Raw genomic sequence first — 11437 nt, 5'->3', positions numbered from 1 at the left:
AAAAATAACAGTTCGGTAAGTTGGTTTTTTAAAAACCTTATTCCTGTTAGATATTTGTTTCATCATTAAACCACAAAAATTATGAAACATTTAATCATTATTGCTACACTATTAGTATCAGGATTTGCAATCGGACAATCCAATTATGAAAAAGGCATGCAAAAAGCCTTCGATCTTTGGGGTCAAAACCAACCAACTGAAGCAGCCAATTTATTTGAGCGTATATCAAAAGCAGAACCAGATAATTGGTTACCGCCATACTATGCGGCTCAAATTAATATTGTGTATTGTTTTGGAGAGCCGGACGAAGAAGTTTTGTCTGCCAAACTAAAAAAAGCCCAAGATTTAATTAATGATGCTACAGCAATTTCAAAAGATAACCCAGAAATTATGGTGTTACAAGCTTTGTTGCATACCGCTTGGGTGGCTTATGACGGTGCTACTTACGGCATGACATTGTCAGGAAAAGTGGTTGAAATATATACAAAAGCTAAAATGCTGGCACCAGAAAACCCAAGAGTGGTTTATTGCAAAGCGGAATGGGATATGGGCGGAGCAAAATATTTCGGACAAGATACCGAGCCATTTTGTAAAGATCTGGAGCATGCCTTGGAACTTTTTGCTAACTTTAAACCTGAAACACCATTTAGTCCAAATTGGGGATTGGAGAGAGTTAATCAAGTATTGGCAGATTGTAAATAACAAACTACCTCGGGGCAAGACCACGAAGTATTAAAATTCCAAAAAAGAAAAACACTAAATCCCAAAAAAAATAAACGAGGTTAGCCTCGGGTTATTAAACTCAGAGAAATAAATAGTTAAAAAAAACAACATGAATAAAATCACGAAAGATATCATTTTAACCTTTGTAATTGGCGTACTAATTTACATAGTAGGTAACGGTTTCTTTGGTGGTTTTCAATACGATACCGTAAATGATTTTTTAATCGATTTTGGGTTTTATCAATTGTATGCATTTGCAATAGGGTACAGCAACAAATATTTTTTCGATTATCTTGAAAAGTTAGATTGGGGACCAGGAAAAATCAAGATTAAAAGAATTGTTATAGGCATAACAGGCTCTGTGGTAATCACCATGATTGCGATTTTTTTCTTGAGAATGTTCACTTTTTTGGTTGTATATGAGCAATCCATGGAAACGTTTTTAGAAAACCAGCAATTTAAAAACTACCAGTTTGGTTTATGGATTACTTTAACCATTGTTATCATATTTCATTTTGCATATTTCTATAATAAATATCAAAAAAATAAAATTAAAGAACAAAAGGTTATTGCAGGCACGGCAAGTGCAAAATTCGATGCCTTAAAAAATCAATTAGATCCACATTTCTTATTCAATAGTTTAAATGTACTAACAAGTTTAATTGAAGAGAATCCAGAAAATGCACAAAAATTCACAACCTCATTATCAAAAGTGTATCGTTATGTTTTAGAACAAAAAAATAAAGAATTAGTAACGGTTGATGAAGAGTTGCAATTTGCAAAAACTTACATGTCGTTACTTAAAATGCGATTTGAGGATAGTATCGTTTTCACAATGCCTGAAAAAGCTTCAAATCCAGAAAGCAAAGTAGTGCCATTATCATTACAATTACTACTCGAAAATGCGGTAAAACACAACATGGTAACTTCAAACAAACCCTTGCATATCAGAATTTATGAAGACCAAGGCAATTTAATTGTCGAAAACAATTTGCAACCCAAACAAATATTAAAAAAGAGTAGTGGCGTTGGTTTAAATAATATCATGCAACGCTATGGGTTGTTAACCAACAAAAAAGTAAATATAAATAAAGAAGCAAATCGGTTTGCAGTTGGCATACCAATGCTTACAAAACAAATATCAGTCATGAGAACAGAACAGTCAACAACAAAATTAGACGACAGTTACATGCGTGCACTAAACCATGTCGACGAGCTTAAAGGCTTTTATTACAGCCTCATATCCTATTGCTTAGTGATACCATTTTTAGTATTTATAAACTATAAAACCTCATGGGGTTTCCAATGGTTTTGGTTCCCGATGTTTGGTTGGGGTATTGGCTTAATCATTCAAGCCTTTAGAGTGTTTGTAAACGATGGGGCTTTCGGCAGAAATTGGGAAAAGCGCAAAATGGAAGAATTTATGCGTAATGATGAAAATAATTGGGATTAAAATTTAAGGATTATGGAAAATTTACCAGATTTTAAAAACGACAAAAAATATAATAGAGCACGCCAACGCATCCAAGAGATAAAAGGCTTTTATCAGCATTTACTAGCCTTCTGCTTATTTATACCGTTTATTATTTTTATAAACTATCATACCTATTGGGGCTACAAATGGTTTTGGTATTCAATTATAGGCTGGGGCATTGGTGTAGCCATCCATGGGTTTATAATTTTTGTACACAAAGGCAACTTTGGTCGCAAATGGGAAGAACGCAAAATTGAAGAAATAATGCGTAAAGAAGAAAATAAGTGGGATTAAAACATTAAGATTATGGAACAGAATAAAATAGAACCGTACCAAGATAAAAATTATCAAAAAGAAGAAGCCTATCTACGTGCAAAAAAACGCGTAAAAGCACTTAAAGGCTTTTATTGGCATGCCTTCTGGTATGTTGCAGTAAATATTTTTCTAATAACAACAATCGTTTCTAGCGGAGGCCATTTATGGAGTTTCGGCACCTTTTCAACCGCCATTTTTTGGGGAATCGGTTTGGGTTTTCATGCCATTGGCGTTTTTGGTAAAAATCTTGTTTTTAGCAAATCGTGGGAAGAAAGAAAAATTCGAGAATACATGGATAACGATAAAAACCAATGGAAATAAAATAATTTTGGCGTTACCACAAGGGTCGGGCTTTCACTACTCGCTCCTCCTAAGGTCGGGAGCTCAAACAAACCGTTCAATCCCTAACGCACTATCCACCAAGTAAAAGTAAACCATCAAAATAAAAACCAATCAATGAAAGTAATCATCATAGAAGACGAAAAACCATCAGCAAGACGTTTGCAGCGCATGCTTCAAAGTTTAGACCTAACAGCAGAAACCATGTTGCATTCCGTTGAGGAATCCATAAATTGGTTTCAAAATAACGAACACCCCGATTTAATATTCCTCGACATTCAATTAAGCGATGGCCTTTCCTTCGAAATATTTGAAACCATCGAAATAAAATCGGCGATAATTTTCACCACAGCTTATGATGAATATGCGCTTCAAGCTTTCAAACTAAATAGCATCGATTATTTGCTAAAACCTATTGACGACGATGATTTAGCAGTTGCAGTAAAAAAGTACAAAGAACGGGCGCCACAAAAGCAAGCCGTCACTTTAGATTTTAATGATATTAAAAAACTATTGGTAAATCCTCTAGATCGCGAATACAAAAAACGGTTCTCGGTAAAAGTAGGGCAGCACCTAAAACTCATAAATATTGATGATATTGAATGTTTTTATAGCGAAAACAAGGGTACCTATTTACATACTAACGAGGGCAGAAATTACCTTTTAGACACCACACTAGAGCTTTTAGAAAACGAACTTGAACCGCAAACCTTTTTCCGTATAAACAGGAAATTCTATGTAAACATAAATGCCATAAAAGATATGGTGAGCTATACCAACTCACGTTTACAGATAAAACTTAATTCCTATAACGAACAAGACGTTATTGTTGCCCGCGAGCGTGTAAAAGATTTTAAGGGTTGGCTGGAATAAGAAAAGCTAACGTTGCGATTTTGGGTGTTTGTAAAAATTACTTCTTAACCAATCTACGCATGGCCACCCATTGTTTAAGCATATCTCTGGAATCTTGTGCAGGATATCCTAAAACCGTTTTTCCAGCTGCAACATCGCCAACAACGCCAGACCCAGCACCTACCATGGCACCAGAATGAATGGTTGTATGGTCTTTTATAGAGGCAGATCCGCCAATAATAACACCGTCACCTAAAGTTACCGAACCTGCAAGCCCGCTATGTCCTGCCATAATACAAGAGCGCCCCATAACACTATTATGAGCTATTTGAACGAGGTTGTCAATTTTACATCCATCGCCAATAATGGTGCTACTAAATTTAGCTCTGTCAACACACGAATTTGCGCCAATTTCAACATAATGCCCAATAATAACATTTCCTATTTGAGGTATTTTTGTTAAGCCTTTACCATCATCACTCGGTCTGTATCCAAAACCATCAGCGCCAATACTTACGTTGGTATGGAAAATACAATGGCTGCCAATAATGCAGCGTTCTCTAATAACTGTTCCAGACCAAACCACGGTGTTATCACCAATTGAGGTTTCATCAAAAACGCAAACATTTGGGTAAAGTGTTACACCATTTCCTAAAACCACATCTTTTCCAACATAACAATTTGGGCCAATTTTACAGCCACCTCCAATTTTTGCAGTTTCATGTATTACGGCTGTTGGATGAATATCGGTTTCAAATTCTGGAGCTGGCGGATTAAATAATTCTAATACTTTAGCCATAGCCAAATCCGCATTCTTCACTTTTATAACAGCACGATTATCACCAGGTTCAAGCGTTAGGTTATCATTTACTAATACAGCTGAAGCTTTTGAGTCTTTCCAATATTTTAAATATTTACTGCTTCCTATAAATGTTATATGATGACTTTTAGCCTTTTGAAGCTGCTCTGGTCCTTGAATTTGTTGCGTGGTGTTTCCAATTAATTCGCCTTTTAATAGGTCATTAATTTCTTGAATAGTGTAAGATGCCATGTGGTTTTATTTGGTTAATGTATTTGTAAAGCTAATGGAAAAATGGGTAAAAACCATAAAATTTATTTTAATGAAGCCGGGTTTTGTACTGGCTATCATTTTGGAAAATAATAGAAAGAAATTTTATGAAGCCTAAACTTTACAAAAAAGTTAAATTTTAGTTGGGCAGGCGCCCAAAAAGGTTTTATTCTTCAACCCGATTATCATCAAAAGCAGAAGGCAGTAATTTAGGGATAAATTTTATTACCAAGGGCAGTAATAATGCACCACCAGGAAGCATAAAGATGGCCAAACTTGGTATGGATTTAAAAATATCGAGCAGTTGTTCTTGTACCTTTTTTTGTTCTTCTTTATTTAAATCTCTAACCGTAGATTGTGATAGTAATACCATAAGTTCTTTACTGTCTTTAAGCTCTTGGTATAGGCGTTTACTGTTTCTAGTAATGAGTTTTTTTACCATTTTACTAGAGTTATTGTAAAAGCTTTGTACAACGTTTTTGGAGCTTAAAAGGGCAATATTATCTTTATTTACCGTATAAAACTTGTTTACAGCTTTTATAGATTGCTGCGTTTTAGTAAAGTTTAAATTTAAATCGTGACCGAGTTTTTCTAAAAAGTGATGTTCTTCAATATCAATCATTTGGTCGCTCCAAGTCGCCATGCAAGCCAAATCTAATACATAGAATTTCTCAAGATTAGTAATTACATTTTTTATGGCCTTTTTATATTTTATATGCGAGTTGTCCTGATAGCGTAGGGAAGATTCGAATAACTTTATTAAACTATCGTCATATTGATTTTTAATTTCCTTTGAGTTTAGAACATCCAAAGATATAGAGGTAATGGAAGCTTCCATGTCTTTTAAATAATCAGTAGATATTTTATGGTCTTGTAAATAGGTTTTGTATGCTAAAACATCAATAAACAAAAGGGCGTTGATAATAAAATAGTTGAAATTTTTGGTAAGTACATTGGCATCAATTTGAATGCGCCTGTGTATTATTTTTTCTAATTGTTCTTCAGATTTTTTTCCACCCAATAAATCTTGGAGAAAGGACGATTTTGTAGTATCGATACTATTATAAAAGTTAATAACACTTTCAACAAAAGGTTCGTTATTTTGGGAATTGGCGTATATATAGTAAAACGATAAAACTAAATTTGTTTTACATAATTCCTCTTCAGTAAGATCTTTTTTCTGAATAACCTGACTTACCACATTTAAGTTGCTACCATATATAAACCCAGAAGCCCTCAAGGCTTCGTAGAAGGTTTCCTCATCGAATTTTAAAAAACGATTATTATTAGTCAGCTCCTTAAGTAACTTCTTTATCCAGCCTGAAGATGATGGGTTCATAATTCAATTATCCTTATTGTTTGCAAAAGTAATGTTTTGCCTGAACATCCATGTTATTTTTTCTTTAACAAAATTTTAACAAAACCACTATTTCTTTTTTTTCGTAGGTATTGGCAGAGAGTGAAATTAATAATAACAAAAATCTCAATTAACATGAAAAATTTAAAAAGAGTATTAGGAATTGGAGTAGTAGCAGTAGCTAGTTACTTTATTATTGCGGCAGATCATATTGATGCGCCGGCAGTTGCAGGTGGTAATAGTGATATTACTGATTTTTATGCCTTTCAGGGCGAAAACACAGACAATTTAGTTTTTGTAGCAAATTTACAAGGATTATTAAGTCCGATGAATACGAGTACAGCCGCATTTAATGAAAATGTATTAGTGGAATTTAATATTGATACTAATAATGATAATGTGGAAGACTTAGTAATTCAAGCTATCCCAAGAGATGGGAAAATGTACTTTTTTGGACCCGTTGCACCGTCGCAAACAGGATTGAATAGTACCATTCAAACAAACGCCACAGTTGGTGGGGTTGTAGATATTACTGCATATGGTAATGCAGCAAGCATTGCAACTAATGGTGGCATGAGCTTTTTTGCTGGCCCACGTGACGATCCGTTTTTTATGGACTTTGCTCAGTATTCTGAGATTATAGCAGGAAATGCTTCGAGTTTTAACTCACCAGGTTCAGATACGTTTGCAGGTTCTAACGTGATGTCGATTGTTGTAGAAGTACCTAAATCGATGATTGGTAGTTCAGGTAGAATAAATACTTGGGTAGAATCTAAAAGAAAATAAAAAAAACAAAAACAACCTTATTAAAATAGAAAATTATGAAAAATATAAAAATATTAACCTTAGTGTTAACCGTTTCGTTAATGGCATTTAATTGTACAGATAACGATGATAATGACTTTGTAGCAATGGAAGGCCCAGATTTTTCTGGAACTTATTCTCAAGAAGATCAAATGGGTAGACCCGCAGTAAATACCGTATTTAATGCAAGTGCAGATAAAGACACCTATAACGTAACAACACCATCGGCTCAAAATGCAGCATTTCAAAGTAAATTTCAAGCTAATTTATTGGCCTTAAGTCCAGCTTATGCTGATGGCGGATTAAATGCACTTGGTCAAGATGCAGCAGCATTTACAGGTCTTTTGGCTACCGATGTTTTAAACGTGTCATTAGATGGTAAAACCACTTTTTTTGATGGCGACCCAGCAAACACACTTTCTGGTAGAGCTTTAGCTGATGATGTTATTACAGTTGAGTTATTACTAATCTTTGGTGGTGAAGATTTTACTGAAAACCCAGGGTTATCAAATGATAATGTGAATGCCAATGATAAACCTTTTTTGACCTCATTTCCATATTTAGCTTCTGCTCACTAGAAGTTATAGATTACCTCTGAAATATGAGTTGTTAAATTCATATTTCAGAGTTTTTAAACCTTAACAAAAACACAAAAAAATCAAACTCATGAAAACTATAAACCAAATAGCATTTATTTTTTTATTGCTGCTTACGGTAAGCTGCAATAATCAATCGAAACAAGTAACAAGCACAGACGATTACACCGTGTATTTAGAAACACCTGAGAACGAGATGTTGCAATTAGCGAAAGCGGATTTTACATTTTGGGAAAAAAAGCTAGAAAAAGAACCGAGTCAATTTCCTTATTTAGCTAAAGCTGCAGCATCTCAATCTCAAATATTTAATAAAACAGGAAATATTGAAGCCTTAATAAAAGCCGAAACCTATTTAATTAAAGTTAATGAAACAACAAATTATAATAATGCTGGCTATTTAAGAACCTTGGCTAGAAATTATGTGTCGCAACACAGGTTTAAAGAAGCCTTAACCTTATTAAAAAAAGCCGAAATAAATGGCGAAGGATTAAAAGGAACTCAGAAAATGTTGTTTGACGTTCATTTGGAAATTGGCAATTTTGAAGCTGCTAAAACCTACTTAGAGCAGATTAGAAGAGATGGCGATTTCGATTATTTAATACGATTATCAAAATGGTCTGACCACCGCGGTAATGTAGATGCTGCCATAAAATATATGGAGCAAGCCAAAGTCATTGCCGAAGCCTCAAAAATGGCGCCTACAAAACAATGGGTGTATACAAATTTAGCTGATTATTACGGACATGCTGGTAGAATAAACGAGTCGTATCAACATTATTTAAAAGCTTTAGAAATAGATACTAATGATGCCTATGCGAAAAAAGGAATTGCTTGGATTGTGTATTCTTTTGAGAAAAACCCAGAGGAAGCGCTTCGCATTTTAAATGAAGTAACTAAAACCTATAATGCCCCAGACTACCATCTTTTAAAAGCTGAAATTGCTGATTTTAAAGGTGATAAAAACCTAAAAGAAACGCAGTTAAAGCTATATGAAAAAGCCGTTAATAATCCTTTTTATGGCGATATGTATAACGCCCACAACGCCAAGTTATATGCAGAAAATAAAAACCAAACTGCAGATGCCTTAAGGATTGCCAATATTGAAATAGAAAATAGACCCACTCCACAATCTTATGATTTGTTAGCGTGGACCTATTTTAAACAAGGTGATATTAAAGAAGCATTAGAAATTATGGAAGCCTTTGTAGTTGGTAAAACTTTTGAACCTGAAGCGATGTTACATTTAGCAATAATTTATAAGGCTAATGGCAACCTTAATGAGGCTGAAAATTTAAAAAAGGAATTGTTAGAAAGTGCGTTTGAACTTGGTCCGATGGTAGAAAACGAGATAAAAAATATATAAAGTTTTGGTTTGATTTGTTTTTAGAAAAACCTTATTAAAGTTTTGATTGTGGTTTTTTGTTAAGTTGAAAGTGCTTGGTTGCAGAAATGTAATTGAGCACTTTCTGTTTATTCAATAAAGATAGATTCCATTCCATTAACGAAATCTTCCATGTTTACGCCAGTTTTATTAGTTAATACAGAAATAACAATAGATTCCTCAGGAAAAATTAAAAGCACGGTTGAAGCTCCAACGCCACCACCAGTATGGAAATATTTAGGGGTGTTTTTTATCGTTTTTTCTACAGAAAAACCAATGCCATAACCTGTTAGTTGTCCAGATTTTAATTTCTGCGAAGTAATCATTTCAGACAAAGCTGCTTTTGAAACTGTTTGAGGAGAAATAATTTCTTCTCCCAATTTGATTAAATCTTCAGAAGTTGATAAAAACCCGCCTCCAGCAACTTTATATTCATTGGATACAGGTGTTGATAGCTTACGTTTTGTTCGGTAAAAATTGGTTTTATTTGGAATGCTTTTTTCTGAATCATCCAACATGGTATTTGTCATTCCTAAGGGTTTAAAAACAGCGTTACTTACTAATTTATTAAAATCTGTTTTCGACACTTTTTGCATAATTTCACTCAGCAAAACATACCCAAATGTATTATAAGAGAATTGCGTAGAAGGCTCAAATAAAAGCAAATCGTTTTTAAATAAGTCGACACCTTCAGAAATAGACATTTTTTTATTTAGTAAAAATTCGTTGCCTTTGTAACTCCTAATGCCAGCAAGGTGTCCCCCTAATTCTTTAACGGTAAAATCGTATGTGTTTTTAGGGTAATCGGGTAGATAATTATAAATACTTCTATTTAAATTGATGGTATGGTTTTCTACTAAATTGGCTAATGTTAATGCGGTAATAGATTTTGAAATACTGGCAATTCTAAAAAGTGTTTTATTTGGGTCTATTTTGGTTCTAGGTTTTTTACTGGCATAACCAAATCCTTTAGACCAAATTAGCTCTCCATTTTTTGAAATAGAGATGGATATTCCTGGAATACCTTGTTTGCGCAAAAACTTTTTAACAAGTTTTTTTGCTGTTTTAATTTGATCTTGTTCAGAGTTATCAACAGATTGACCAAAGCCAACGGATGTTAATAATAACATTAATGAGGCTAAGATTCGTTTCACGGATATAATAAATATGTTTCTCTAGTTTTTTCAAAAGCTTCCAAACCAGTTTTCCAAGATGATTTAATGTCTTCTTCGCTCATTCCAGCTTCAATCTGTTGTTGGAGTTTTTTTGTGCCAGAAAGTTTTATAAAAAAGGAGTTAAAGAATTCTGATTTATTTTTAGTATTGTTATAAGCGTCAATAAGCCATTCCAAATTCAAAGTGTCAATTCTTTCAATTTTTGTTAAATCCATACCATAACACAATGTATTTTGATGCTTCGGATATTTCGACCCTTCATTAGGTTTTGGTATAAATTCAAAGTCAAAGGTGTCTTTATTCAAAAACGGACTTCCAAAAATTTGAAATTGGGTTTCCGTTCCTCTTCCGGCGCTCACATTGGTACCTTCAAAAAAGCACAAACTAGGGTATAAGTTTATGGCTTGGTCGTTTGGTAAATTCGGACTCGGTTTTATAGGTAAGCTATAACTCAATTTATGGTTGTAGTTTTTAATAGGAATCACTTTTAAATCACATTGTATGCCGTTGGCTAGCCATTTTTCACCATTAATCATTTTAGCATATTCGCCAATAGTCATGCCGTAAGCCACCGGAATAGGATGCATGCCTACAAAACTTTTGTTTTCCATTTCTAAAATTGGCCCATCAATGTAATGTCCGTTTGGGTTTGGTCTATCAAGAATAATTAATGAAATATTTGCTTCGGCACAAGCCTCCATAACATAATGCAACGTGGATATGTAGGTATAAAAACGAACGCCAACATCCTGCAAATCGAAAACCATGGCATCTATTTTAGAAACACCTTTAGAAACATCACTTTCGTATTTTTCGGTTTCTTTAATTTGCTCTAGTTTAGGTTTTTTGTTTGCACTATACAGCGATATAATGGGGATTCCAGTTTTTGGGTCTACACCATCTTTAATAACTTCGCCAGCATCGGCTTTACCTCTAAAACCATGTTCTGGTGCGAATACAGTTTGAACATCAACGTGTAATGATACAAGCGAATCTACGAGATGTGTGTAACTTTTATTTTTAGATTTCAGTTTTTTATCAAAAAAAACAACACTAGCTTGATTAGCTACTATCCCAATCCGTTTCCCTTTAATCAAAGGTAAATAAAGCTCGATTCGGTTTGCGCCTACCATAATATCTGTACTATCTTGCAAGCGTTTCAGGGAATCATCTTGTTGCTCTACCTTAATCTTCGAACTTCGAGCATCAGACTGAGATTTATTTCCACAAGAAATCATTACCAAAACAATCCCTATAATTATTGGGAAAACTGTATTTTTGAAAACATTAAACCTCATTTTTATAACTTTTGAATTACGAGTTTTTTATAGCTAAACGCATTATTGGTAGTA

12 protein-coding genes are annotated in these 11437 nt (G+C 33.9%); 8 read left to right on the top strand and 4 right to left on the bottom strand.

Translation table 11 applies throughout. The features are described 5' to 3' along the window. Window positions 1-81 precede the first annotated feature (81 nt). The 5 genes from WBN21_RS05995 to WBN21_RS05975 all read left to right on the top strand — a co-directional run bounded on the left by WBN21_RS05995 (window position 82) and on the right by WBN21_RS05975 (window position 3724). Window positions 82-702 (top strand): tetratricopeptide repeat protein, encoded by a 621-nt coding sequence (locus WBN21_RS05995; RefSeq protein ID WP_424198420.1) that lies wholly within the window; start codon window positions 82-84, stop codon window positions 700-702. Window positions 703-832: 130 nt separating this feature from the next. Next, a complete protein-coding gene (locus tag WBN21_RS05990; protein ID WP_424198418.1) occupies window positions 833-2176 on the top strand; it encodes a histidine kinase in 1344 nt (447 codons plus the stop codon). Window positions 2177-2188: 12 nt separating this feature from the next. Next, entirely contained in the window at window positions 2189-2491 is a 303-nt protein-coding gene (locus WBN21_RS05985; protein WP_424198416.1) for a 2TM domain-containing protein, read from the top strand. A gap of 12 nt (window positions 2492-2503) precedes the next feature. Then, window positions 2504-2833 (top strand): 2TM domain-containing protein, encoded by a 330-nt coding sequence (locus tag WBN21_RS05980; protein ID WP_424198414.1) that lies wholly within the window; start codon window positions 2504-2506, stop codon window positions 2831-2833. Between the two features lie 135 nt (window positions 2834-2968). Further along, window positions 2969-3724 (top strand): LytR/AlgR family response regulator transcription factor, encoded by a 756-nt coding sequence (locus WBN21_RS05975; RefSeq protein ID WP_424198412.1) that lies wholly within the window; start codon window positions 2969-2971, stop codon window positions 3722-3724. 37 nt (window positions 3725-3761) lie between these two features. Here the strand turns inward: WBN21_RS05975 and lpxD are convergent, their stop codons facing one another. Together lpxD and WBN21_RS05965 are read right to left on the bottom strand one after the other, a co-directional pair. After that, the gene (lpxD, locus tag WBN21_RS05970; RefSeq protein ID WP_424198410.1) at window positions 3762-4754 is read right to left on the bottom strand and encodes a UDP-3-O-(3-hydroxymyristoyl)glucosamine N-acyltransferase; all 993 of its coding nucleotides are present in this window, start codon (window positions 4752-4754) and stop codon (window positions 3762-3764) included. A gap of 184 nt (window positions 4755-4938) precedes the next feature. After that, the gene (locus WBN21_RS05965; protein WP_424198408.1) at window positions 4939-6111 is read right to left on the bottom strand and encodes an LETM1-related biofilm-associated protein; all 1173 of its coding nucleotides are present in this window, start codon (window positions 6109-6111) and stop codon (window positions 4939-4941) included. 153 nt (window positions 6112-6264) lie between these two features. On the opposite strand from WBN21_RS05965, the gene WBN21_RS05960 reads away from it, so the two are divergent. The 3 genes from WBN21_RS05960 to WBN21_RS05950 all read left to right on the top strand — a co-directional run bounded on the left by WBN21_RS05960 (window position 6265) and on the right by WBN21_RS05950 (window position 8892). Then, window positions 6265-6915 (top strand): DUF4331 family protein, encoded by a 651-nt coding sequence (locus WBN21_RS05960; protein ID WP_424198406.1) that lies wholly within the window; start codon window positions 6265-6267, stop codon window positions 6913-6915. A 35-nt stretch (window positions 6916-6950) separates the two neighbouring features. Beyond that, a complete protein-coding gene (locus WBN21_RS05955) occupies window positions 6951-7511 on the top strand; it encodes a DUF4331 family protein (protein ID WP_424198404.1) in 561 nt (186 codons plus the stop codon). An 88-nt stretch (window positions 7512-7599) separates the two neighbouring features. Beyond that, window positions 7600-8892, top strand: coding sequence for a tetratricopeptide repeat protein (locus WBN21_RS05950; RefSeq protein ID WP_424198402.1), 1293 nt, complete (start codon window positions 7600-7602; stop codon window positions 8890-8892). Window positions 8893-8999: 107 nt separating this feature from the next. Here the strand turns inward: WBN21_RS05950 and WBN21_RS05945 are convergent, their stop codons facing one another. Further along, window positions 9000-10064, bottom strand: coding sequence for a serine hydrolase domain-containing protein (locus WBN21_RS05945; protein WP_424198400.1), 1065 nt, complete (start codon window positions 10062-10064; stop codon window positions 9000-9002). Then, window positions 10061-11383 carry an exo-beta-N-acetylmuramidase NamZ family protein gene (locus tag WBN21_RS05940; protein WP_424198398.1) on the bottom strand — a complete coding sequence of 441 codons (1323 nt, stop codon included), beginning with the start codon at window positions 11381-11383 and terminating at the stop codon, window positions 10061-10063. The genes WBN21_RS05945 and WBN21_RS05940 overlap by 4 nt, the downstream gene beginning before the upstream one ends. Between the last annotated feature and the right edge of the window lie 54 nt (window positions 11384-11437).

Source organism: Algibacter sp., from assembly GCF_049667265.1.
Taxonomy (GTDB): domain Bacteria; phylum Bacteroidota; class Bacteroidia; order Flavobacteriales; family Flavobacteriaceae; genus Algibacter_B.
Note: the sequence above shows the minus strand (reverse complement) of the source record. Positions and strands in the feature narration are given on the sequence as shown.